Source organism: Endozoicomonas sp. OPT23 (assembly GCF_009653635.1).
Lineage (GTDB): Bacteria > Pseudomonadota > Gammaproteobacteria > Pseudomonadales > Endozoicomonadaceae > Endozoicomonas_A.
On the sequence record NZ_PPFD01000009.1, the window covers coordinates 105,478 to 130,618 of the forward strand.

Consider the following 25,141-nt stretch of genomic DNA (forward strand, 5'->3'; position numbering starts at 1 on the left):
CTACCAGCAAGGACGCGCCAGACTAGCCTGACACTATTGAGTGTCGGCTGGCCTGAGCCAGATCCATCAACTCCCGATTCGCTACTGTAAACATCGCCATTTCCTGACTGCTGGCATTGCGAATTTCTGCCAGCATACTCTGCCAGCGCGCCACCAGCGCATGATGTTCCTGCAGCCAACCATCCAGTTGCTGCTCCAGAGGCTCTTCCGATTCAGTCTGCAGTAAGGCAATGGTCAACGCCCGCTGCTGCCAGGTCAGGTCATCACGGATACTGTCCCGCGCCAGAGACTGCCAGTGGTTGACGACTTCTATATTCCCGAGCTGCAAGCCATACCAGTTCAGCTCCAACCGTTCACCAATGGCAAAATAGGTGCGAGCGACCTGATCGATTGGCTGCCCTGTTTCCTGAGCCGCTTCAATCACCGGCAAGGCACTGAGTAGATAGCGCTGACCACAAACGACTCTGGCCAGATTATCCGGCACCCCGTTATTCACCATGTGATCAACTTTACTGTTCAGTTCCTGCTGCTCGTCTTCACTGAGATAATTATGAAAGCTGTTGGTAAATTCCTCGATCAACGGACTGAAATAGGCAACGGTTTCAGCAGCTATTAGCTCCTGTCGTTTCAGACGAATAAACCAGCGACTGGCCCGCCGAACCAGCTTGATCAGCGCCACCATCATTTGCTGCTGCAAACTGCTGGGCAGCACATAATCAAGTTTCTCAATGGCCTGCCAGTAGTGATCGATATTGAACACATCACGGCTGATAACAAAAGCTCTGGCAATATCAGGACTGTTAGCCCCCGTGGTTTGTCTGACTCTTAAGGCGTAAGTAATCCCCATCATATCGATCATATGATTGGCAATCTGGGTAGCAACGATCTCTTTTTTCAGGCGGTGATCCAGCACCTGATCGGTAAATTGCTCTACCAGCACCTTTGGAAAAGCGGTAAACAATTCTTTACTTAAATAACTTTCATCAATAATGTCAGAACAGATCAGGCTCTCTTTCAAATCCAGCTTACTGTAGGAAATCAATGTCGCCAGCTCAGGGCGGGTCAGGCTTTGACCTGAACCGGTTCTTTCACTGAGCGCATCATTATCAGGAAGATATTCAATGGCACGATCCAGCCGGCCATCACTTTCCAGATACTCCATAAAACGACGGTATTCTTCCATTCGATACCGGGCTTCGGATTCAGCCAGCGACAGCGCCTGCGTCTGACGGTAGTTATTGGACAATACCAGATCAGAGACTTCATCGGTCATGGATTCAAGCAGCTCATTACGCTGCTTGAGGGTCATATCTCCGGCGCCAATAATGTCGTTCAGCAGAATCTTGATATTGACCTCGTGGTCGGAACAATCCACACCGCCCGAGTTATCAATAAAGTCGGTATTCATGGCACCGCCATTGAGGGTAAACTCCACTCGACCTAACTGGCTCAAGCCCAGATTACCGCCCTCACCGACGACGCTGGCTTTCAGCTCACAACCGTTAATTCTTAAAGGATCATTGGCCTTGTCACCGACATCGGCATGACTCTCGCTGACACCTTTTACATAAGTGCCGATGCCGCCATTCCAGATTAAATCAACCTGAGAGCGGAGCAGGCAGCGAATCAGCTCAGTTGGCGTCAATCGGCTTGCTGTGATGCCAAAGCGATCCTTCATAGCCTGAGAAATGGCAATGGCCTTGGCGTTTCGGGAGAAAATACCACCACCGTCAGATATCTTGCTGCGATCGTAATCCAGCCAACTGGAACGAGGCAGATTAAACAACCGCTGCCGTTCCTGAAAACTATCGACGGGTTCAGGGTTCGGATCGACAAAAATATGGATATGGTTAAAGGCAGCCACCAGCTGCAGAGTATCCGTGGACAGCATACCGTTACCGAAAACATCACCGGACATATCACCAATGGCAATGGCGGTCAGCGAGTCTTGCTGAACATTGATACCCCGGTCTCTGAAATGCCTTTGCACAGACACCCAGGCACCTTTGGCGGTGATACCCATTTTCTTATGGTCGTAACCGGCACTGCCACCGGAAGCAAAGGCATCACCCAGCCAAAAGTCATATTCATTGGAAATTTCGTTGGCAATGTCCGAGAACGAAGCCGTTCCCTTATCAGCAGCAACCACCAGATAAGTGTCGTCTTCATCGTAATAGATGACCGAATGCGGATGGACAATGTCAGTGCCGACCATATTATCAGTCACATCCAGCAACGCTCTGATAAAGGTCTGATAACAGGCAATGCCTTCAGCGATGACTTCATCCCTGCTGCCATCCACCGGCAGTTGTTTGGGCACAAAACCACCTTTGGCACCGACAGGAACGATCAGTGCATTCTTGACCTGTTGCGCTTTCACCAGCCCCAATACTTCGGTACGAAAATCCTCCACCCGGTCCGACCACCTCAAGCCGCCTCGAGCTACCTTGCCACCACGAAGGTGAACCCCTTCCACCTTGGGTGAATAGACAAATATTTCGTACAGAGGAACAGGCTTGGGAATATCGGGAATATCTCTGGGTGACAGTTTGTAAGAAATATAAGACTTGGCTTCACCGCTCTCTGCCATTTGATAGAAATTGGTTCTGAGAGTGGCTGTAATGACACTCTGGAAACGTCGTATTATTCGATCTTCACTAAGTACCGTGACGTCATCAAGTGCTTCCAGAATCGCCTGCTGGGTTTGCTGCTGACGTCCCAGTCGTTGAGTTTTAGACAGCAGAAGATTCGGATCAAAACGGGTTTCAAACAACTCCACCAGCAACAGAGTAATAGGGATATTGTTGCAGAGAATCTCGGCAATATAACTTTGACTGAACCCTAACCTTATCTGCTTCAGGTAACGAGCATAAGCACGCAGCATGGCAATCTGCCGCCAATTCATGCCGGCAGCCAATACCAGTAAGTTGAAGCGATCATTTTCCGCCTCACCAAACCAGATTTTCTCGAACGCTTCCTGAAAGATCTTGCCGATTTTCTGGATATCCACCACCCGGCTTTCGTCATAACTCAGCACAAAGTCGTGTATCCAGATTTTCTGGCCATCACCTTTTTTAATCAGATAGGGGTATTCTGCTAAGACCCTGAGTCCGAGGTTTTCAATAATCGGAATCTGATCAGCCAATGGTAGGGGTTCAACAAAGTGATAAAGCTTGAAATGAATCTGCCCCGGTTCATCTTCCAGCGAGCGATAGAAGCCCATGGACATGGTGCTTTTCTGGTTGATCAACTCAAAGTGTCGAACATCCACTACTGCGGCTTCCGGAGAGAAGGTCTCCTGATAACCCGCAGAAAACCCCTGCAGATAGGTTTTCACCAATCGGTTGCCTTCAGCTTCACCATTAGCGTCCAGCAACGCTTCCCGTACTTCATCCCGCCAGGAGCTGGAAATCTGAATCAGTTCATCATTAATGGCTTCCAGATCAAACTCAATGCGGCCACGCAGTTTGAAGATAAAATGCACCCGCGCCAGCACGGATTCGGAGAAGTAGGTGGTAAATTCCGAATCGATTGCTTTTAACCGTTCAAAAAGAATTTTCTCCATCTTGACCCGAAGATCCGTGCTGTAGATGTCCCTAGGCACATACACCATGGCGGAACAGAAAGTACCGTACAGATCCTGTCGCACATACAGTTTGATCTTCTTACGTTCCTGAATCCGCAGGATCGACATCACCGCTTCAAACAACTGATCTCTCGGTGTTTGAAACAGTTCATCCCTTGGATAGGTTTCCAGTATCTGCAGCAGGTCCTTGCCATGATGGCTTCTTGGATCAAGTCCTGTTCGTTCAATCAGCTCTTCAACCTTATGGTTGATATAGGGAATTCGAAACGGACTTTGACGATAAACAGGCGAAGTATAGAGACCGACAATTCGGGCTTCACCAATCACTTCTTCCTGTTCATTAAATCGGCGTACAGAAATAAAATCAGGATACGCTGGGCGGTGGACACTGGAACGTACACCGGCCTTGGAAAAAGTCAGCCAGTCTTTCTGCTCAAAGAAATCATTCTCAATAAAAGGTTCCAGATCAAGCTGGCTTATCTCACCCTGATGGCTGGTTCGCATCAGCCCCAACAGGGAACTGGAAGGACGAATGATCTGTTTCTGCCCTTCAACCTCAACCACCTGAAGCTCTTCATAACCAATAAAGGTGAAATTGTTATCCAGTAGCCAGAGCAGAAACTCGCGAACCTGATCGGCCTGTCCGCCGGTCATGGACTCGGCAAGTACTTCCACCTTGCCACAGATAGGCCGGTAGTCTTCAACCACCCTGACCACATCAGCCAGTATCGCCTGCAGCTGTTGCTGTATCTGAACAAGTTCTTCCTGCTGTTCCTGCCGGTCGATCTCGACATAAATGACCGCTTCCTGCCCCTGAACTCCAGCGCCATCGTCGCTGGCAAACACCATATTAAAGGTCTGATCTCGGGTCGATCGAATAACCGCATTACGAAGGTGATGAATAACAAGACCATAGTCATTCAGCTTCATTCGCAGGGAGTCCACCAGAAACGGCATATCCCGGTGAATGATACGAATAATAGTGTGGGTTGAGTGCCAACCATGATGGGGATAGTCCGGGTTCAGCACTTCGACCACAGGCTGGCCAGGATTATGGTGCTGAATAAACTTCCAGAACGAGAGCGTAGCGCCCAGCAGATCCCTGCGCTTACACTGGCTGAGTCCCTTACGGGTATCCATTGCGTAATACTGGGCAACAAATGTTTTGAATACATCAGCCTGATAATCGGGAACTTGTGGCAACAGTTCCTCAATCAACTTTTCCAGGAACTCCTCTTTCTCCTGGTTCTCTTGCAGGACCATGGGGATTTCTCCAAAATGGCAGGGAGGGGAACACCTTCTTTAATGTAAAACCTTCTCTCAATGTATCGACAAAAGGTCTCAAGTGGAAAGTACTTTGGTACAACACTTTTGATACAACGGTAGTGCGATTCAATATATCTTTGTAGCAAGTTTGCAAAGAAGGCGTAAGAATTACTCCAGACGCCTTTCTGACACTAGACCTGACTCGCCTCTCTACCTATATTACAATTCCAGTTTATCCCGTTAATCTGACAACCTTTGTCTGGTTACGGATCACCTTTTCTGAAAGGTTATTTAAAAGTTGTGCATCAAGCGTCACGGACTGAAAGCTGGTTGACTGACAGTTGACCTACTGACAGCAGACTTACTAATAAGTGCTAACTTTTAATTCGGGTAGGACGACCCATTAAGAATCAACTCGAAACTGTGAAGCCATTTGGGACTCAAGATTCTATGTCGAACAATTCTATATTGAACGACCTCAGACAATACCTCTGTGGTTGCATCATTGGTCAGGAACAACTGGTTGATCGACTATTGATCACCCTGCTGGCTGACGGACACTTGCTAGTAGAAGGCGCGCCGGGACTGGCCAAAACCCGAGCAGTTAAAGCGCTTGCTGACGGCCTTGAAGCCGGTTTCCACCGTATCCAGTTTACACCTGATTTGCTGCCAGCGGATGTTACCGGTACTGATATTTACAGTCCGGAAGACGCCAGTTTCCGTTTCCAGCCCGGCCCTATTTTCCAGAATCTGGTACTGGCTGACGAGATCAACCGTTCTCCCGCCAAGGTTCAGGCAGCACTGCTGGAAGCTATGGCAGAACGTCAGGTCAGTATTGGTCGCAAAACCTACCCTCTTCCCAGAGTGTTTATGGTTATGGCGACCCAGAATCCTATCGAGCAGGAAGGAACTTACCCCCTCCCCGAAGCTCAACTGGACCGTTTCCTGATGCACGTCCGTGTTTCCTATCCGGATATTGAGGCTGAAAGGGCCATTTTGCGTCTGGCTCGTGGCGAAGCGATGAAATCAGCCCCTGTTAAGCCTGCACAACCGCTGACTCAAGCCAACGTCTTGCAGGCTCGTCAGGAAGTACTGGCGATTCATATGGAGCCGGTGGTCGAGGAATACATTGTTCAGCTGGTTCACGCCACTCGAAACCCGGGACTTTATAACGATCGCCTGGCCAGCTGGCTGGATTTTGGAGCCAGTCCTCGAGGCACTATTGCCCTTGATCGCTGCGCCCGTGCTCATGCCTGGTTGAACGGCCGTGATTTTGTCAGCCCTGACGATGTTCAGGCCATTGCCCATGATGTTCTGAGGCACCGTTTACTGCTGACTTTTGAAGCAGAAGCGGAAGGAAAGGATGCTGACCAGATCATTGATCAGCTACTCAATCTGGTGCCCGTAGCCTGAGTGATGCCGGTATGAGTGGAGCCTATTCAGAACTGAAAGAGCTGGTTAACCTGCGCTTTGCCGCCAGGGACCTGGCTCTGTTCAATCGTAAGAATGCCCGTAGCCTGCTGGCAGGAACCGGTAATTCCCCTTTTAAAGGACGAGGCATCGATTTCGAAGAAGTGCGCGCCTATCAACACGGCGATGATATTCGCTCCATTGACTGGCGGGTTACTGCACGGCGAATGAAACCGCACACCAAGCTGTTTCGTGAAGAGCGTGAACGGCCAGTGATGTTGTTGCTGGATCAGAGTTCGTCGTTGTTTTTCGGCAGTCGTCTCAACTTCAAATCGGTAACAGCTGCTGAAACCGGCGCCATGATTGCCTGGGCAACGCTGCAACATAATGACCGCATCGGTGGTTTGATTTTCAGTCAGAACAATATCAGTGAAATACGTCCAAAACGTTCCAAGAAAACACTGCTGCATTTGCTGAATAAGCTGGAAGAACATAATCAGGCGTTAAAACCGGACAACCTGCCCAGCTCTACTGAAGATAACTATCTCTGTAAGTCCCTGCGCCACGCACGCCGTGTCTGTCACCCAGGTACCAGTGTGTTTATTATCAGTGATTTCAGCCAGATGAACGACGAAGCCTTTCGTCATATGTCACGCCTGAGCCGAAAGTGCGAGCTGGTGGCGATTCATGTGTCCGACCCTCTGGAAGCAGAATTGCCAAGACCCGGCCGTTATGACATCACCAATGGTGTGCACCGTAAAACCATTGATACCCATTCAAGACAGGCCCGACAACGATACCAGCAGGATTTCCAGAGCAACCTGGAAGAACTCAAGCAGCAATTCAGCGGTTTAAGAGTGCCCTTCGTTGAACTGTCAGCCGCTGAAAGCACCATTGAGCAGATGCAGGCCAATTTTAACGTCAGGAGGAAACCCTGATGGATATAAATGCAGGCGGCAATCCTCTGGACCAACTACGCCCCAATCATCTGCCGGACCCAGTCAGCTATTGGCCATTAGCACCAGGCTGGTGGATTTCAGCACTGCTGATTATTGCAGTACTGGCTTTTGTGATTATCTGGACAACACGCTATATCAGACGTACCCGCTACCGTCGGCAGGCAAAGAAAGTCGCGGTCAGCCTCTATCAGAGTTTTCAACAGCATAATAACTGTCTGCAATACGCCAACGACTGCAATCGTCTGCTGAAACAAACAGCGCTTCACGCCTTTCCAGCAGAACAGGTTGCTCGCCTTCATGGTAAACAGTGGCTGGAATTTCTTGCTGACAGTGCCAGCCTGCCCGAGTTTACCGGACAAGCCGGTGAAGCTTTGGGAGACACCCGTTACAGCCAACAACCTTCGGTCGATGTTGCGCAATTGCACACTCTGACCCTTAACTGGATCAGGAAACATCATGCTTGAGTTGCAATGGCCCTGGATATTACTGGCACTGCCTCTGCCCTGGCTGGTTTATAGACTGGCTACTCCTGCTGTTCGTTCCGGTGGCGCTGCTCTGCAAGTGCCTTTTTATCGAGAACTTTCATCTATTGCAGAAGAATCCGGGCATGACCAGTTATTAGAAAAACAACAGTGGAGACTGGTTCTGCCACTGCTGATATGGCTTTGTCTGTTACTGGCAGCAGCCCGTCCAACCTGGCTGGGTGAACCGGTTCAGGTTGCCGGTACAGGTCGTGATTTTATGATGGCTATTGATTTGTCCGGCAGTATGGCCATTGATGATTTGAAACTGGATGGTGTTGCCGTTGACCGACTGACTGCAGCCAAGGACATCCTCAAGGACTTTATCGAGCGTCGACGCGGTGACCGTCTTGGGTTGATACTGTTCGGAAGCAATGCTTACCTTCAGGCACCGTTGACCTTTGACCTGACTACCGTCAGCACACTGATGGGTGAAGCTGAAATTGGCATGGCCGGCAAACTCACGGCTATTGGTGATGCTCTTGGTCTGGCAGTAAAAAATCTTCGTGAAAGACCGCAGGACAACCGTGTTCTGGTCTTGATGACGGATGGTTCCAACACCGCCAGCACCGATCCACTTCAGGTGGCTAAGCTGGCAGCAGATGAACATATCCGTATCTACACCATTGGCTTAGGTGCCGATGAGATGCTGCAACCCGGCTTGTTTGGCGCGCAGCGGGTAAACCCTTCTGCCGATCTGGATGAAAAAACGCTGAAGCAGATTGCCGAAATGACCGGTGGCCAATATTTCCGGGCCAAGGATACCCGTCAGCTAGAACAAATTTATGGTTTGCTGGACCAGCTGGAACCTGCAGTTCAGGACGAAGAAAGTTACCGTCCCAGCAAAGCACTTTTCTACTGGCCTTTGTCTATAGCCTTAATGCTCAGCCTGCTACTGGCTTTGTTAAAGACACGATTGATGGATACATTACGCTATAAAAACACGCAGGGAGAGCACAGATCATGACCGCTCTCTTTAATGAATTTATTACCCAGTTTCATTTTCTCAGACCGCTCTGGTTACTGGCATTGATACCCTGCGCAATGCTCCTGCTTTTACTCTGGAAGCAACGAGAAAGAACGGGGAGCTGGAATCAGGTCATCGCCCCTGAACTTCTGAAACATCTGGTTCAGGGGTTTGATAACAAGCCTTCCCGCTGGCCGCTGAGAATACTGTTCTGGGGCTGGTTTATTGCAATACTGGCTCTGGCCGGACCCAGCTGGCAGCAGGTGCCAACCCCGGTCAGCAAAAATCAGCAGCCTGTAGTCGTTCTGGCTGATATGTCGTACAAGATGCTGGCCAAAGATGCGACACCGAACCGCCTGGCCAGAGTCCGCTATAAGTTGCTGGACTTGTTCAAACTAAGAAAAGATGGCCTTACGGCTTTGGTCGCTTATGCCGGCAGTGCCCACATCATTGCGCCACTGACTGATGACAATAAGACTCTGGCCAATCTGGTTCCGGCCATGAGCCCGCAGATTATGCCTGAACAGGGTGACAGCCCGCTGGCAGGTATCCGTCAATCCATAGAACTGCTGAAACAAGGCTCAAACGGCAGCGGCGATATCCTGTTAATCACCGACAGTATTCCTGCGCCACAACTAAAAGCGATCAAAGAGTTACTGAGTGAATCACCGGTTCGTTTGTCCATTATTGGCATTGGCAGCGACAGTGGTGCTCCAATTGCTCTACCTAATGGTGGTTTCCTTAAAGACACCAGTGGCACCATTATTGTTCCGCAACGTGAACGCAGCCAACTGATTGACCTAGCCAACAGCACTCGTGGCAGATACCACGATATTTCCCTTAATGATAACGACCTGAAGGCAGTCCTTCCTAAACCGGAGCTGACGGATAATACCGTTGAAGTAGAAAGACACTTTGACCAGTGGCACGACGCAGGTTACTGGCTGGTATTACTGTTACTGCCATTAGCTTTAGCTGGTTTCAGAAAGGGCTGGCTGATGCTGGCTCTGGTCATGGTTTTACCTTCACCGCAAGCTGAAGCCTTTGAATGGCAAGACCTTTGGAAAAACGACAACCAGCTGGCAATGGAATCCCTGAACAGCCAGCGTGTGGATGAAGCCGCACAACAGTTTGAGCGCAATGACTGGAAAGGTGAAGCGCTGTATCGGGCAGAAAAATACCAGGAAGCGGCTGAAGCGTTTGCTAAATCCGATACTGCTTCCGGTTATTACAACCAGGGCAATGCGCTGGCAAAAGCCAACCAGCTGGATGACGCCATCAAAGCTTACGATAAAGCTTTGAAACTCAATCCTGAGATGGAAGATGCCAAAGCCAACAAAAAACTGCTGGAAGAGCTGAAGAAGCAACAACAAGAGCAGCAACAGCAGGATAACCAAGACAAGAGTCAGGATAAGAATCAACAGAACAAAGACAACCAGGATCAAAACAAGGATCAGCAAAATCAGTCCGGACAGCAGGACAACAAAGACCAGCAACAATCTGATCAAAAAGAAGCTGATCAAAATCAATCGGATGAAAATCAGCAGAACCAGGATCAACAACAGTCAAACCAGAACCAGTCCGGTGACGATCAACAGGACAGCCAGAAAGATAAAGAGCAGCAACAAAGCCGTTCCGAACAGTCTGCTGAAGATAAACAGCAGGAAGAAAAGGAACGGCAGGCAGCTCAACAATCAGAAGAGAATAAAGAGCAGACTGATGAACAACAGTCAGCGGCTTCCGATCAGGTTGAGCAACAGCCGATGAGCCCTGATCAACAGGCCATTGAAAATATGTTGAAGAGTATTCCCGATAATCCGGGCGACTTCCTGAAAAGGAAATTCCAGTACCAGAGAGAACAGCGACAGCAGCAGGAGAAAGCATGGTGAGGCCCGCTAACCAGAGTTTCAAACAATTATTACTGCTGATCTCGCTGGCTGTACTCTCGCTGCAGGCACTGGCTTCCTTTACCGCCTCTGTGGACAGAAACAGCATTGCCCAGTACGAGACCTTCGAGCTGACCCTCAGAACCGACGAAGATACATCCGAGGCACCTGATCTGGATACTCTGGAACGTGACTTTGATATTCTGGGTACACGACAGAATCGCCAGGTTCGTATTATCAATGGCAAGTCCGAGTCCTGGCGTGACTGGGTAGTTACTCTTTCACCAAAACGTACAGGCAGACTGGTTATTCCTGAAATCCCACTGGACAATCTGCGCAGTCAGGCCATTGCTGTTCAGGTGTCAGCAGGTTCAGGCAATACTGATGCTACCGACAATGCCAGTCCGGTGTTTATTAGATCATCGGTCAATAGTGAAACGGTTTACGTTCAACAGGAAATCGTGCTCACCCTGCAAATCTTTCACAGAGTTGAACTGTTTGACGATCGCCGTTTAACACCACTGAATATCGACGATGCGCTGATTCAACAGCTGGGTGAAACTCGCAGTTATGATACCGTGTCGAACGGCGTTCGCTTTGGTGTGATGGAATTGAAGTTCTCTATTCACCCTCAGCAATCCGGGTTACTGGAAATCCCTTCGCTAACCTTCTCCGGCACCATGGCTGACCGTCGCAGCAGCTTTGGCAGTTTCTTCTCAATGGGCTCCGGTAAACCGGTAATAGCCCGCTCACCCGAGATAGTTATTTCTGTTCAGCCGCAGCCCGACAGTTATAAAGGTAATCTCTGGCTACCCGCCAAGAACCTGACCCTGACGGATGGCTGGAGCAGCTCACTGGATGAGATTAAGGTGGGCGACGCTGTGACTCGCACCATTGTTATTGCAGCGGATGGTTTGAGCAGTGCTCAGCTGCCTTCTATTAACATGCCGAAGCCACAAGGCATCAACACCTATCCTGACCAAACTGCTGCTGATGATAAAGCATCTGACACCGGTGTTGTTGGCTCAAGAATAGAAGCGACGGCTCTGATTCCGACCAGGCCGGGAACAGTTACTCTGCCACCGGTAAAAATCACCTGGTTTGATACTCAAACCAACAGTGCGCAGGTTGCCGAGATTCCAGCCAGGACCTTTACCGTCAAACCCTCTACCAATGTTGAACCTATTGTTTCTTCAGTCCCGGAGGTCAGTAAAACAGTAGATTCCGGTGAGGAGAACTGCCCTGCAGTGATGCCACCAGAAGAAACTCTGAATAGCAGTGATACTCTTCTATGGCAGATTGTTGCTGGCATACTGGCTCTGCTCTGGTTACTAACCACAGCTCTGTTTCTCAGACAGAAAAGCCATAAGGACAAAGCGGACAAACCGCAGTCAGAAGTTAAAAATACCGAGGAATCTGAAAATACTGCGTTTTCCGCATTTGAAAAGGCCTGCAAAGCCAATGACTTTACTGCCGCACGACAAGCGTTTATTCGCTGGTATCAGCTGGCCACGGACAGCAAATCACCTGTGACACTCTCGCAGATATGTATAGAGTTGAACAATCAGGAGTTACTCAAAATAGTTAACCAGCTTGAGTCTGGCCAGTATTCAAATGACCGGTTACATCATAATAATTGCAGACCCTGGCTTGATCTGGTTAAAAAAATAAAAAAGAGCAACCTCTCAGGAAATCACGAAACGTCTAACCTGCCTCCGCTCTACCCTCAGAATTAATGCTGTAGATCCATAAAATGAAGGAGCTAACTCAGCTTCTTCATTCTTTCCACCATACCCTTCACTGAATACACCATAAGAGTCAGGTTATCACTGCTTTCAGGGTCGGCGTAATAGGCTTTCCCTGCTAGCTGACGACACTGTTCCAATGAGCTCTCATCCTGATGATTCGACAGATAATCTGTCAGAGTTTCAGAGGTCATAACATCAAAAACACCGTCACAACCAACCACCAGTTTATCCATCTTCGGGTCCAGCTTATGACAGGTTACAATACCTGTCGGACTGCTTGCTCCAGCCAGATTATGATCACCCAGGGTTTTAGCCGGCTGTAGCTCCAAATGCTGCTTCTTTGCTACTTTCTTACCTGTTATTTTCTGTCCCGCTTTTCGAATCAGTTTTTTAAATCTGCTCTCACTGCTGCTTTTACAGATAATTCGCACATCCGGATATCCATTAACCATCTTGCAGCTCAAAAGCCCTCCTCTATCAACCAGTGCCTTACCGTATTCAGAATCATCGGGTTCAAGATAAAACTCACCCTCACCCGGTAACTCGTATTGTGATAAATCAACCAGACTTTCTGCCTGAATATCTTTGGAAAGAGGCAAGCAGTTGTCTTTGTTATCTTTTCGCTGCACCAACGCTCTACTGTCACCGACATTCGAGGTCCATAGCTGACCAGCTATAACAGCACTGAGGCAAGCCGTTGTACCATGATTAATAATTTCCCTGTCAACTACTACCATTACCAGCCTCAGCGCCTCCTCTATGCCAGTTTCAGACAACCCTTTACTGTTGAAATATTCCAGCCTTTCTTTCAGCCTTTCTTTCATCTCCTTCACAGCCTTCACTGCTGCTTTATCGCCTCCATGCCCGTCAAATACAGCAATCATCGCTACAGGAATTTTTTTATCGCCAGCCTGAAAGGTAAAACACGCCTCCAGATGTCTGTCTTCCATGTAAGGTCTGGAACCGTCTGCTACAACCACGGCGGAATTTTCAAACAACTGTGACGACTTCTCCTCGTAACCTTTCATGCTTTTAAGCTCTGCATCTGCCAGCTTACCTTCAGCTTTAAACTGACCAAAGCACTCTTCCTGCTTTTGAGACTTATGAAACTGATAGGCCTCAGCATTGGCCTGTTTTATACGTTCATGAACCATTTCATGATTGTCAGTTACTTCAAAATCCAGAGCATTGATGGTTTCGTGTCCAACCGATGGCTGACTGGGGGACCTAACAGGTCTGTTTTGCCTCAGGTAGTTGACAGTTCTACCATTCACATCCCTGCTCCTTAATTGATTTTCTGATTGCCACTGCATGCTTATGACTGGTGCTTCAGATAACCCCATAGTCCAGTCAGCAGGCGATGTAAGTAGAGTTTTCAGGTTCAAATTCCTAGCTCCAACAACCTTACCCTTCAACTTTCTAAGAAGAATGCTCTGACAGGATTCAAATGAGTCTACAAACCAAGGGCCTATACAGGGAATAGAGTAAACCCAGCTTTTTTTGTGCTCACTGTCCAGCATCTGCTTAGTAACCAGCCTGCCGTCTGAGGTCATTCCAAGCTGTTCATCTTCATTAACCCCGTTCTCCATCAATGACTTTGCCTGAAGATCGATATTGCTGTCAGCACTGCCCAAAGGTTCCATAGTCCTATCCAAGTCTTCTGAAATCATTACCTGAGGTATCTACTGATCTTCAGTGGCCTTTAAACATCCCTCATAAAAGCAGCAACCAGCTCTCCCAGTTTCTTCACTGCATCACAACTATCCTTCGTATTGACAGTCGCAAAGCTCAATCGAATAAAATTGCTGTACTTGCCAGAAGTCGAGAACATAGGTCCTGGAGCAATGCTGATTCCGCTTAGAAGCGCTTTTTGTGACAGCTGATAGGCATCCACCTCCTCCGGCAGTTCAATCCAAAGCAGCAAACCACCTTTAGGACAGGTAGACCGAGTGCCTTCAGGGAAAGATTCTCTGACCAGTTCTCTTACTCTGTCCCGGCGCTGCTGGTAGAGAGGTTTGATACGGCGCAGATGGCGATCGTAATCACCATTTTCCAGAAAGCGTGCCAATGCCAGCTGCGGAAGAACCGGAGTAGTCAAACTGGTGATGTATTTCTGTTGTTCAACCGCTTCAAAATGGCGCCCTGGAATCATCCAGCCAACAGAGAGACCCGGAGCAATAACCTTTGAAAAGGACGACACCATAATGACCCGATCTTCGGTATCAAAGGCTTTGATCGCCTTGGGACGACCTGGCCGGTAATCAAGGTCAGAATAGATATCGTCTTCAATGACGACGATATCGTACTTATTGGCCAGACAAACCAGCTGTTCCTTGTTTGCTTTAGGCATAAAGCAACCAAGAGGATTACCAAAGTTTGGCGTTACAACACAGGCTTTCACCGGCCACTGCTCCAGAGCCAGCTCCATAGCACCAAGACTCATTCCCTGAACCGGATCACAGGGGATTTCCAGAGCCTTAAGTTTCAGCGCTTCAAGAATCTGGATAATGCCGTAATAGGTGGGTGTTTCTATTGCGATAATATCTCCAGGCTCAGTCACTGCCTGCAGTGCACAGAGCAAGGCTTCCTGACAGCCTGACGTAATCAATATATCTTCTGGCAAAATACGGCAACCGGCTTCCACCATACGACGAGCAATCTGTACTCTCAGCTGCTCAACACCCTGCAAGGCACCGTAACCCAATGCTGCTGTACTGGCCGCTCTGGTCATATCAGCCAGATAGCGCTTCATAGGGTTGATGCTGGTTAAAGTCAGATCTGGCATAGCCCTGCCAAAGAGGTGTGGAAGGTCACCCGGGTCATGGCTGGTTGAGTTCAAAGCCAGTCGCCATTGAAATACAGAACCCGGAACCAGTCGTGTTCTTGGTAATCTGGGTGGTTCATCCTGATCGGGTAATTGTGCTTTAACAAAATAGCCGGACCGGGGACGTGCTTCTACCCAGCCTCTTCGTTCCAGCAATTCAAACATTTTTTGAACAGTGGCAATACTGCGCTGCAGTCGCTTTGATAGTTCACGCACCGATGGCAATCGCTCTCCAGGAAGAAAGCGCCCTTCCTGAATTTCCTTCAGCAGCTTCTCGGCGGCCGCCTCGTATAACTTGGATCGTCCCATAAACATGACAGATTCGATCTGAAAATTGCATGACAGATCGAATCTACTCCCTTCTGTACTGTTTATTTTTTTAATTATCTGAATCTGTAATGGCAAGTCTGCCAGCTTTAACATGGAGTCTCCACTGAAGGAGCACAGCTAACTGTTTTAAAAGCGTTAATCAGTTAATAAAAACAATAGATACAAGGAATCAGAAATGAACGACAGCAGTAGTGAAGTGAGTGAAGAAGACTACCGGGTTAGTTTTGTTGGCAGAAGTGCTAAAAAAGCCCTTAAAAGCACAATCAGAAGAGTAACAGCCTGGAGAATCCGCTCCCATCAACGTAAAACCTTGATGAGGTTATCTGATCATTTATTAAAAGACATTGGTCTCAATCGATATGAAGCAACGAAAGAGTACGATAAACCTTTCTGGCGACCATAATTCCTCAGCACTGCAGCTGACATTCTGTCAGCTGTAATCCTCTTTCTTGATTAACCCCTGCCTAACCCTCTGACCCAAACCATAGACATAACCAGCTTGTCAGGTGTTCTAACAAAAAAATGCAACAAAATTTCCTGTAAATGATCAAAGCATGAACTATAAACGGAAATTAATAGGAGTAGCTATGGATTCATCAATACGAACCTTTAAGCTGCCACCCACTGTTGAGTATTCGCCCTATGGTGAGAGAGTAGCTACACCGACGTCTAAGGAACAAATCCGTTCCGTAGAGGCGAATAAACAAATACCTACCACTCAAGAAGAGCAGCCTCCCTTGCTGACTAAGCATCTCAGTACAGTTATAGGGATCAGCCATGAGCAAGTATTGGCGATGCTAACCAGTGTATCTAACAAGAAAGAGAACCTAGCCGTTATTTCCGGACTACTGAAGCAATCTCATAACTTGTCAGGTGCACAATCTTTAAGGCTCGTAAAATGGACGGCAGGAAACTGTGATCTGGACTTTCTTCCATCAATAGTCAGAAAAATTGGACAGCTACCTGCTACTCATATAAATGCGTTTATAGAGATTGTAATTCAGCGTTCATCCAATCCGGATATAAAAGAGAACCTCTGGCTTTTGTTTTCTCAAGTACAAAATAAAGAAGCAATGGATCGTCTGTTTCAATTCGGTGTTGATATAGACAAAACCAGTCCATTAGAAATGAGCTTCGGCGAGCAACTCCTCTTACGATGTAGCCTGACTGAATTTGACTTCAATCTGGAGTATTTGAAATCTCTCGGTACCAATATAAAAAAGCTAATAAACAGAATTGAACCTAATGGAGATCCGGTTTTTTTTAGAACACAGTTGTCTTTACTGAGAAAGCTAGGGGATATTGGAGCGGATTTGAGCCAACTAAATAGTAAAGGAGAGCATATACTTCTGTTTCTTTCAAAAAACAACCAAATGGGCTCATTTGATAGAGAACTACTTAACTGGTTAAAAAGTACATTCGATTTAGACCTGCAATTGAAGAGCCAGGAAGGTATGAATGCAATTGAACATCAAGTTCAAAAATTCGCATACCTTGAATATTCAAGCTCTCCTGTCGGGTTATGTGACCTTATTGTCAATGACCCTCTCTGTTCACTAAGTGATGAATTATTAAAAAAATTGAAAGCATGGTCTCAAGCTAACTTGAAATCATTCTCTGCCGAAGAAGAGTTAACTCATGTATGCCTTATTGACGTACAGGAGGATAAACATATTCAGCTAAATATTTTTGACGATTTACCCTTTCATTCAAGTTCATTTCTATTTGATCCTGAAACAGAAACATTATCGAAAAGTTCTGGTTCATTTGAACCTGGCAAAATACTGTTCATTATCTCTGCTCATGGCTCTGTTTTGAGCATTGGTGGTTACAGCGGTTCTGAGCTCGCTAGTATACTAATTAAAAAACTCTCTCCGCTTTCAATACAAGCCGATACCCCAACACGCTTTTTATTATTTTCTTGCAACACCGCTACACCACCCATTAAGAAATTTTCTCCCTTAAGCTCATATGCACGCAAGGAAAACGCCGCCGATCAATTTGCTCGTACCTGGGCCTCATTAAGCAAAAGGTCAGTCTCTGTTACTGCTTATGATGGCATTATTTATGGTATTGACACTACACGCAGACACGTTCATCTTGATGAAAGCTCACGCTCAACTCTTTTACAAAAAATCAATAAACGGCTCTATGGAAAGTACATTCCTGGAAACGAGGTCACTACATTTGTTGACCAGAATGGTTCTGTCCGGAAGGTGACGAAATCAGTTCGATGACATATGACGTTTTCTTATAAATTCAAATGCCTCTACTAATCTCAATATCAGATTCAGGAAGTAAAAATAAACCGGCCACCCATAAGACAACCGGTTTATTTTTTATCTCAAGCCAAGTTTGGCTATCAGGCTGTTGTCAGCCCGGCTTCCGCTTCAGGCTTTTTTGAGGTTGTTACCTCTGTCTTGATAAAGAATCGAGCCAGCGCTGGCAGCAGCCAGATCGCACCGATCATGTTCCAGATGAACATAAAGGTCAGCAGGATACCCATATCGGCCTGAAATTTCAGCGGTGAGAAGATCCAGGTGCCGACACCAATAGCCAGAGTCATACCGGTAAAGGTTACTGCCTTACCCGTGATCTGCAGTGTCTTGTGATAAGCCTCCTGCAATGACATGCCTTCCTTCAACAGACTTTCCAGGCGGCTGTAGATATAAATACCATAGTCCACACCGATACCCACACCCAATGCAATTACTGGCAGGGTTGCAACCTTAACACCAATGCCCAGATAGGCCATCAATGCCTGACAGAGTACAGAGGTCAGACCCAGAGGAATAATGATGCAGAACACCGCACGCAAGGAACGGAAGGTCAGCAGACAGAGCACACTCACTACAAGGTATACCCAGATCAGCATTTCAGTCTGAGCCTTGCCAATAACCTGGTTGGTCGCAGCTTCGATACCGGCATTACCGGTGGCCATCAGGAACTGCACATCATCGTTATTATTGGCAGCGGCAAAAGCTTCAGTGGCGGCAACAACGCGTTCCAGAGTCTCGGCCTTGTGATCGTCCAGATAAAGAACGACAGGCGCCAGAGAGCAGTCAGCGTTAAACAATCCACCAGCACTGGAAACAGAGCTGTTAAGAACGTACGGATTGCGGGACAGTGTCTGCCACTTGATATTGCCTTCGTTCAGACCTTTAACCACTTGCTTGGAAACAGTCACCAGAGAGATGGCCTGCTGAACGCCTTTAACGTTCTCCATGTTCCACATATAGCGGTCCATGGCTTCCATTACCGGATAGGTAGAACACTGCTCAGCACCGGTCGTCACCATTACCACAAACTGATCGGAACTGGTGGAGTAGTTAGCGGTAATAAAGTTGTTGTCCAGGTTATAGCGGGAATCCGGATGGAATTCCGGTGCGCCCGGGTCAAGGTCACCTACCTTCAGGTCTTTAGAGTTATACACACCAAAACCGAAACCGAGGATAGCGATAACCACAGAAACCGGAACAACCTTTGGATGGGCAAAATTAGACAACAGCGCCCAGATACCACCTGTTTCAGCCTGCTTGGCCTTAATGCGAGCAACAGACTTCTTGCTGGAACCGGCATAGGACATCAATACAGGCAGCAGAACCAGGTTAGTCAGGATAATAGCGGCAACACCGATACTGGCGGTAACAGCCAGATCCTGAATGACCTGAATCTCAATGATCAACAGGGTCAGGAAACCAATACCGTCGGAAGCCAGAGCAACCATGCCCGGAATATACAGGCTGCGGAACGCACGACGTGCTGCACTTACTTTGTCAGCACCATTAGCGGCTTCGACACCGACACTGTTGATGATCTGGACACCATGGCTGACACCGATGGCAAAGATCAGGAAAGGTACCAGAACAGAGTAAAGGTCAAGACCGTAACCAAAGGTTGCCAGCAAACCAATTTGCCATACCACCGCAATCAGTGAGGTAAACAGCGGCACAAGTGTACTGCGCAGGCAACGGGAGTAGATAAACAGCATCAGTGCTGTAATCACAATCGCCATGATAAAGAACAGTACGATGGCTTCAACACCGGCGAACAGGTCACCAAAGACTTTGGCAATACCAACAATCTTCAGGCTGACACCGCGCTCGTCGTATTTTTCACGAATCTTTTCCAGCTCGTCAGACAGTCCCTGATAGTCCAGAGCTTTACCGGTTTCAGGGTTAAAGTCGAACAGAGGTGCTGTCAAAATACTGGATTTGAAATCGTTCGCTACAATCTGGCCAACCTGTCCGGAACGCAGAATATTACGACGCAGGTCTTCCATACTCTGGGCATCGCCATTGTATGTAGAAGGAATAACCGGACCACCAGCAAAACCTTCTTCGGTTACTTCAGTCCAGCGGACACTGGGTGTCCACAGAGACTGCAGCTTGGAGCGGTCAACGCCCGGCAGGAAGAAGATTTCATCGTTCAGGTCTTTCAATGCTTCCATATAGTCAGCATCGAAGATATCGCCATTTTTGTTTTCTACCGCAATACGAATGGTGTTACCGGAGTTACCCCCATCCATATTGGCGAGCATGTTTTGAATAAAGGGATGATTCAATGGAATCATCTTGGTAAAGCTGGCATCGACTCTCAGGCCGGAAACCATTTTCCAGGACAAAAAGATAGTAGCCACAAGAAACAAGACGCAAACCAGCACCCGATTCTTGAAAATGAGCCTTTCCAGCAAAGGCTCGCTGTTAGTATGGTTCGATGACATGATACAGCCTCGGTTTGTTATTCTGTTTTTCTGTTACTAATAAGTCAGATGTATGACTTATGGCTGTTTCTTAACAAGTGCTTCGCCTTTTGGACTCATCAGGTGTACTCCCCCCTGTCCCACAGTCACAATATTTCCATCAACACTGGGTGCCAGCGCACTGAGTGTTACCCGGTCTTTACGGTTAATGCTGTTCCAGACGCCTGTTTCGCCAGTAACAAATACACCGGAGTTACCTACCAGAATATTCTTACCGTTTTTCAGAATGGCTGAACCAAACAGAGCTTCAGCCGTTCTGGCTTCAATTTTCTTCCAGCTCTGACCTTTGTCAGTACTTCTAAAAGCATTACCACGCAGTCCATGAATCAGTACTTCTCCACGACCCGCCGTTACACCAAACAGGCTGCCTTGATAAGGGCCTGACAGTGTCGTCCATTTTTTACCAAAATCACCGGAGTGAAAGATCATGCCTGCTTCACCAATGATGTAGACATTACCTTCGTCATCACCAGAAATAGCATTAAAATGAAGTTCTTCCTCATTCTCGATGCGGTCACGAATGTCGTTCCAGGTTTTGCCGGCATCCGTGGTTTCAAGAATGGTGCCGTAAGCACCCATAGCAATACCGTTGTTTACATCACGAAACCAGACATCCAGCAGTGGTGCTTCCAGAGACAGGTCGTCGTACATACGAGTCCATGTTTCACCGCCATCTTCTGTTTTCAGAACAATAGCGTCATGACCTACGGCATAACCGATTTTGGCAGTAGAAAAGTGAACAGCGGTCAGCATCTGGATAGTCGGTACTTTCGACTGGGTCCAGTTTTTACCGTTGTCGTCGGAGTAGAGGATATGACCACGGTCTCCCACAGTCACCAGTCGTGGACTTTCACCGGCACGACTTACGTCAATCAACAAGGATGTTACAGCCTTGTCGCTTATTTCAGCAGAACGGGTTTCATTCGATTTGACGTCCGCCGCATGGCTTACTGATGCAAGAACCAGTCCTGCAGCAACCAGACAACTGCGAGCAAATCTGAAAGATCCTTTTAAACCCCTACCTGTCTGACCAGGCCCGAATATTCCATTATTCTGTACTTTTTGTTCAGGGTATAAAGACATGCCAATCTCTCAGCTTTATTATAATTGTGGTTTTAAGGCGTGCGATTATATACAAATTAAGACAAGCGATCCAATTCAATATACTTCATATATCAACTTCTCTGATCATTCTCACTGTCGTATGACTACAATTTGTACAATTCAGCATGCTATCAATGCCACAACTCTTCCTACTCCGTTTGCAGTATGAGAGTGCTTACCAACTACAAAGCCTTTATCGTTTGCCTCTTCTGCGCAGTGATGAAGGTTTGAAGTAGTTCCTAGGAGGAATTGGCAGGTTAAGCTGAACAAAATTATTTTGCTCATTCGCCAGCCCCTGAACATTGTAGCGACGGGACTGGAGATCATGGTAAACATCAAGTCCGGTCCAGGTGGTAGGCACATCATAATAGTTCATCAGGTAAGCCATGCTGACCCGCCATAAATCACCACGACTGTCGTATTGGTCGACAACAGCTGCCCCCCAGCTGTCCTCGTCGAGATAGAGAACCCTTTTCTTATAGATATGTCGTTCACCTGGCTTCAGGTTACCTTCCACCACCCAGACTCTGTGCAGTTCATAACGGGTATGGTCCGGATTAAGATGGCCAACACCCAGCACATCGCTGTATTCCAGTTTCGGACTGGTTAACTCAATATTGTTGTAGGGAATATACAGTTCTTTTTTACCCAGCAGCTTCCACTCATAGCGGTTGGGAGCACCGTTATACATATCGGTATCATCTGCGGTTCTCAACCCATCGGCGGCAGCAATAGGTGTGTCATAAGCAAGGTTGGGCGCCCTTCTAACCCGACGCTGACCGGCGTTATAAGCCCAGGCCTGTCTGGGCTGCAATACCTGGTTCAGGGTTTCATATATGAGTACTGCACCACCCGCCAGCCGGGCGGGTGACCGGGTCATGGACTGATAGTAGAAAATAATATTATTCAGGGTTTCTTCTGAGCCATCGGGCAGGTTGTAATTAAACAGAGCTTCCTGCTGAATAGTTGCCAGCGAGTAGCTGCCATTCCGGTGGACTGACGCCTCCGACGACCGCCTTATAGCGTAATGACCACGATAGCGAACAATATGATTCCAGAGCGCTTCCAGACCATTGTTTGGTATTGGAAACGGGAAAGCGTTATAAGCCCCTTTAAAACCATTACCGCCATCAAGCAGCTGTGCAGAGACTGCTGCTTTTCTGGTATTTTCATAAATCACTTCAGGCTGAATAGCTGATCGGCGACTTTTATAGACCGGCATGTTAAAAGTATCAGGATAGGTTTCTATCAGGGCGACCTGCCCTTCTGAAAGATTTTCCCGGTACTTATCAATATTATTGCTGTTAATGGTGAATAACGGCTTATCGTCGGGCCAGGGGTTTATATAATGATTACCAGAAGCAAATTCTTTTGGAATCTGTTCTTTTTTCAGCCCCCCGGTCCAGGCAGGAATAGTACCCGCTTTATTACCGGCCTTTTCTGCACCGACAGGCGTCAGTGTTTTACCCAGCTGCGCTGCTTTGGCTTCATCCACAGCAGAAAACACTGGCAATGAGACTGACAAGCTAACTGTCAGGGCAAGTAAGTGATGCAGTTTGAATCTATTCATCATGCTCTCCCTGTCAGAACGAATATTTGAGGCTGAAGGCAATATTATCCCGATCATTGATCGAGTTGGTTCGTTCAGCACCAAAGAAGTTTGTATAGGACAACCCTGCCTCAAAGGCCTGTAAATAAAGCCCCTTTACACCAATCGTGACGGCTTTCCGTCCCTTATGGAAATTTCCCGTTCTGCGTGAGTTACCGCTGACATCGTGCTTGAAGATCAGATAAGGACTGAGGTTGATTCCTGCGTAAACATCGTTGAGTTCACCGTTCAGTACAGCTGTGTAACCCCAGCTGAATTTATCGAGACGATCGCTTTCAGGCGTATAGTCATCTTTGAAGGCAGTACCATAGGCGCCTGATGCCGTTGATAAATAACTGTCGTAGTCATCAAGGCCATCTATATATTCAAAGGCAGGCTCGAATATTCCGTAGAGGCCATCAAAACCAAGTCTGGGGCCGAAGTTTTCGATAAAGACCAGTGAACCTGACCAGAGCTTGGCTTCTTCATAGTTGTTGTAAGCACCATTGCTCAAACAATACTGTAAATCAGGGTGTCTCTGGGAAAGGTTGGGAAAGCAATCCTGACCGGCAATGATTAGCGGCAAATTAGTTTTAAAACCATCAATCAGATCATTGGGGTGATCAATCCAGATGGGAGCATTGGGTCTGAAGGCTAACTCACCGGCAATGGAGGTTGTACCAAAAGCAGTGTTAAAACTGATGCCATACATTTGAATATCTTCGGGAAAAACTCGAATAGCACTCAGACTGTTAGAGAGTATGTGCGCTCCTGCAACTCCGCCTATTACTGCATTTTTGGTTTTACCCGTTGCGGCCGCTACTCCTGAATAATAACCATCCAGTGCAGCCTGTAATTGAGCATTGCCTGCTCCTGTTACTGCGGCCATCGCTTTGGCTACAGCACCATCAGCAAGCTGGGCTTCTATATAAGGAACATGGGAGTTGTAATTCACAAAATAAAAACCAAACTCGGTGTCGTTCAGCTCCTCGGAGAAATACTTGAAGCTGACACCCCATTGCCCTGCATCGTCAGCGTCCCGCTCAGCCGAAGTATCTGCGACCACGATATAGTCGCCACTGGTATTGATACCGGTAAGCTTGTAATAATCTCCAAGTGCCCCGGCAGCTGACGCTTTCCAGCCGCCAGCGGTTGAGGCAAGACCCGTTGATATCTGGTTGTAACCTTTAGTAGCACCCTCTACAAATAGATCATTGGTGCTGAAGTAAGTGCCCCGCCCAGGTAGAACCGACTTCTCCCATTTGAACTGATAATAAGCAGACACTGAAAGGTTATCCGTCAACCCCAAATTAAACGACAGCGCATTCTGTGGAATCAGCAAATCTTTAATTTCTGAACCCGGCAATGAGAAAGATGCACCATTCAGGGCATTAACGGTATTAATCCCGTCACGGTAGAAAATCCCTTCGCCCCAGTTAGTTACCTGCTGACCAAAGCGAACATCCAGCGGCATTTCACCAATATCCCAGCTGCCATAGATATAGGCATCCTGAATCTTTGCATCCTTACCCTGACCATCAAGTACATCCTTTGACCAGTCATCTCCGTATGGGTATGTTCCAGACTGGTCAGGGTAGAGAACATCTATATCGGTATTGGTATGCTTCCAACGGTTATGTGTATCCATCAGAACCGTATCGTAGAAAGCCGTCCCCCGGATAAACATCCCATATCTTTCCTGCCAGTCTACCTCCAGGTCAGCTGAGACTTTCACCACCTGAGAAACCAGCCCTTTATCAAAAGCCCGGTTACCATCGTTACGATTAACGTCATCATGATCTGGTGTCGTACTTTTCCGGTAGAGTTTTGTGTCCCTGCCCTGTACCCGCCACATAGCACCATAGGAAAGCGTCATATCGAATGCGCCGGTAATTTCACCGTCTTCAGATGAAAACTCGGTAGCCGTTACGGGTGTTGATAAAACCAAAGTGGAGAGTGCTGACAGGGCAAAGCCATATCGCCATGCTGCCAGGCTGGAATGGAGAGGTATACGGACGTTAGCCATATCAAGTGGCTCCCTGTCATTATTGTTTTTATTGCTGCTATCCGAGAGTCACTTCCCTGATAGCAATTACTTACTCCTGTTTACTGCTTGATTTAAATAAGGCGTATAAAAAACACTCAATCTTTCTTACCTTCCAACAGAAAGCCCCGAAAATCAACTTTTCG

15 protein-coding genes are annotated in these 25,141 nt (G+C 47.6%); 8 read left to right on the forward strand and 7 right to left on the reverse strand.

The annotated features are described in order from the left end of the window. Positions 1 to 22: 22 nt before the first annotated feature. Entirely contained in the window at positions 23 to 4,849 is a 4,827-nt protein-coding gene (locus EOPP23_RS19895) for an NAD-glutamate dehydrogenase (RefSeq protein ID WP_153767747.1), read from the reverse strand. Between the two features lie 453 nt (positions 4,850 to 5,302). On the opposite strand from EOPP23_RS19895, the gene EOPP23_RS19900 reads away from it, so the two are divergent. Genes EOPP23_RS19900 through EOPP23_RS19925 form a run of 6 tightly spaced genes read left to right on the forward strand, consistent with a single transcriptional unit; the run spans position 5,303 to position 12,331 of the window. Continuing rightward, entirely contained in the window at positions 5,303 to 6,265 is a 963-nt protein-coding gene (locus tag EOPP23_RS19900) for a MoxR family ATPase (RefSeq protein WP_153767748.1), read from the forward strand. A gap of 11 nt (positions 6,266 to 6,276) precedes the next feature. Further along, positions 6,277 to 7,200, forward strand: a complete 924-nt coding sequence (locus tag EOPP23_RS19905) for a DUF58 domain-containing protein (protein WP_153767749.1) — start codon at positions 6,277 to 6,279, stop codon at positions 7,198 to 7,200. Continuing rightward, on the forward strand, positions 7,200 to 7,685 hold the full coding sequence (locus tag EOPP23_RS19910; protein WP_153767750.1) for a DUF4381 domain-containing protein: 486 nt from the start codon (positions 7,200 to 7,202) through the stop codon (positions 7,683 to 7,685). The genes EOPP23_RS19905 and EOPP23_RS19910 overlap by 1 nt, the downstream gene beginning before the upstream one ends. After that, positions 7,678 to 8,709 (forward strand): VWA domain-containing protein, encoded by a 1,032-nt coding sequence (locus EOPP23_RS19915; protein WP_153767751.1) that lies wholly within the window; start codon positions 7,678 to 7,680, stop codon positions 8,707 to 8,709. The genes EOPP23_RS19910 and EOPP23_RS19915 overlap by 8 nt, the downstream gene beginning before the upstream one ends. Beyond that, a complete protein-coding gene (locus EOPP23_RS19920) occupies positions 8,706 to 10,598 on the forward strand; it encodes a VWA domain-containing protein (protein ID WP_153767752.1) in 1,893 nt (630 codons plus the stop codon). Before EOPP23_RS19915 ends, EOPP23_RS19920 begins: the two co-directional genes overlap by 4 nt. Further along, the gene (locus tag EOPP23_RS19925; protein ID WP_153767753.1) at positions 10,592 to 12,331 is read left to right on the forward strand and encodes a BatD family protein; all 1,740 of its coding nucleotides are present in this window, start codon (positions 10,592 to 10,594) and stop codon (positions 12,329 to 12,331) included. Before EOPP23_RS19920 ends, EOPP23_RS19925 begins: the two co-directional genes overlap by 7 nt. Before the next feature lie 26 nt (positions 12,332 to 12,357). Here EOPP23_RS19925 and EOPP23_RS19930 read toward each other — a convergent pair whose 3' ends face one another. Together EOPP23_RS19930 and EOPP23_RS19935 are read right to left on the reverse strand one after the other, a co-directional pair. Further along, positions 12,358 to 13,986, reverse strand: a complete 1,629-nt coding sequence (locus EOPP23_RS19930) for a PP2C family serine/threonine-protein phosphatase (RefSeq protein WP_194842690.1) — start codon at positions 13,984 to 13,986, stop codon at positions 12,358 to 12,360. 59 nt (positions 13,987 to 14,045) lie between these two features. Continuing rightward, entirely contained in the window at positions 14,046 to 15,590 is a 1,545-nt protein-coding gene (locus EOPP23_RS19935) for a PLP-dependent aminotransferase family protein (protein ID WP_153767755.1), read from the reverse strand. 82 nt (positions 15,591 to 15,672) lie between these two features. On the opposite strand from EOPP23_RS19935, the gene EOPP23_RS19940 reads away from it, so the two are divergent. Both EOPP23_RS19940 and EOPP23_RS19945 read left to right on the forward strand, forming a co-directional pair. Beyond that, positions 15,673 to 15,900: a DUF1127 domain-containing protein gene (locus EOPP23_RS19940; RefSeq protein ID WP_153767756.1), complete on the forward strand. Its 228-nt coding sequence runs from the start codon at positions 15,673 to 15,675 to the stop codon at positions 15,898 to 15,900. Positions 15,901 to 16,084: 184 nt separating this feature from the next. Next, a complete protein-coding gene (locus EOPP23_RS19945; RefSeq protein WP_153767757.1) occupies positions 16,085 to 17,734 on the forward strand; it encodes a hypothetical protein in 1,650 nt (549 codons plus the stop codon). 125 nt (positions 17,735 to 17,859) lie between these two features. Here the strand turns inward: EOPP23_RS19945 and EOPP23_RS19950 are convergent, their stop codons facing one another. The 4 genes from EOPP23_RS19950 to EOPP23_RS19965 all read right to left on the reverse strand — a co-directional run bounded on the left by EOPP23_RS19950 (position 17,860) and on the right by EOPP23_RS19965 (position 24,977). Then, complete coding sequence (locus tag EOPP23_RS19950) at positions 17,860 to 20,220, reverse strand: RND family transporter (RefSeq protein ID WP_153767758.1); 2,361 nt, start codon at positions 20,218 to 20,220, stop codon at positions 17,860 to 17,862. A gap of 57 nt (positions 20,221 to 20,277) precedes the next feature. Continuing rightward, a complete protein-coding gene (locus EOPP23_RS19955) occupies positions 20,278 to 21,342 on the reverse strand; it encodes a YCF48-related protein (RefSeq protein ID WP_228550812.1) in 1,065 nt (354 codons plus the stop codon). A gap of 214 nt (positions 21,343 to 21,556) precedes the next feature. Further along, the gene (locus tag EOPP23_RS19960) at positions 21,557 to 22,933 is read right to left on the reverse strand and encodes a DUF1329 domain-containing protein (protein WP_228550813.1); all 1,377 of its coding nucleotides are present in this window, start codon (positions 22,931 to 22,933) and stop codon (positions 21,557 to 21,559) included. Between the two features lie 13 nt (positions 22,934 to 22,946). Beyond that, positions 22,947 to 24,977: a DUF1302 domain-containing protein gene (locus tag EOPP23_RS19965; protein WP_153767760.1), complete on the reverse strand. Its 2,031-nt coding sequence runs from the start codon at positions 24,975 to 24,977 to the stop codon at positions 22,947 to 22,949. Positions 24,978 to 25,141: the final 164 nt, after the last annotated feature.

Coding starts and splice junctions, on each gene's coding strand:
- EOPP23_RS19895 (WP_153767747.1), bottom strand. CDS start 4,849: ATGGTCCTGCAAGAGAACCAGGAGAAAGAGGAGTTCCTGGAAAAGTTG.
- EOPP23_RS19900 (WP_153767748.1), top strand. CDS start 5,303: ATGTCGAACAATTCTATATTGAACGACCTCAGACAATACCTCTGTGGT.
- EOPP23_RS19905 (WP_153767749.1), top strand. CDS start 6,277: ATGAGTGGAGCCTATTCAGAACTGAAAGAGCTGGTTAACCTGCGCTTT.
- EOPP23_RS19910 (WP_153767750.1), top strand. CDS start 7,200: ATGGATATAAATGCAGGCGGCAATCCTCTGGACCAACTACGCCCCAAT.
- EOPP23_RS19915 (WP_153767751.1), top strand. CDS start 7,678: ATGCTTGAGTTGCAATGGCCCTGGATATTACTGGCACTGCCTCTGCCC.
- EOPP23_RS19920 (WP_153767752.1), top strand. CDS start 8,706: ATGACCGCTCTCTTTAATGAATTTATTACCCAGTTTCATTTTCTCAGA.
- EOPP23_RS19925 (WP_153767753.1), top strand. CDS start 10,592: ATGGTGAGGCCCGCTAACCAGAGTTTCAAACAATTATTACTGCTGATC.
- EOPP23_RS19930 (WP_194842690.1), bottom strand. CDS start 13,986: ATGGAACCTTTGGGCAGTGCTGACAGCAATATCGATCTTCAGGCAAAG.
- EOPP23_RS19935 (WP_153767755.1), bottom strand. CDS start 15,590: ATGTTAAAGCTGGCAGACTTGCCATTACAGATTCAGATAATTAAAAAA.
- EOPP23_RS19940 (WP_153767756.1), top strand. CDS start 15,673: ATGAACGACAGCAGTAGTGAAGTGAGTGAAGAAGACTACCGGGTTAGT.
- EOPP23_RS19945 (WP_153767757.1), top strand. CDS start 16,085: ATGGATTCATCAATACGAACCTTTAAGCTGCCACCCACTGTTGAGTAT.
- EOPP23_RS19950 (WP_153767758.1), bottom strand. CDS start 20,220: ATGTCATCGAACCATACTAACAGCGAGCCTTTGCTGGAAAGGCTCATT.
- EOPP23_RS19955 (WP_228550812.1), bottom strand. CDS start 21,342: ATGTCTTTATACCCTGAACAAAAAGTACAGAATAATGGAATATTCGGG.
- EOPP23_RS19960 (WP_228550813.1), bottom strand. CDS start 22,933: ATGAATAGATTCAAACTGCATCACTTACTTGCCCTGACAGTTAGCTTG.
- EOPP23_RS19965 (WP_153767760.1), bottom strand. CDS start 24,977: ATGGCTAACGTCCGTATACCTCTCCATTCCAGCCTGGCAGCATGGCGA.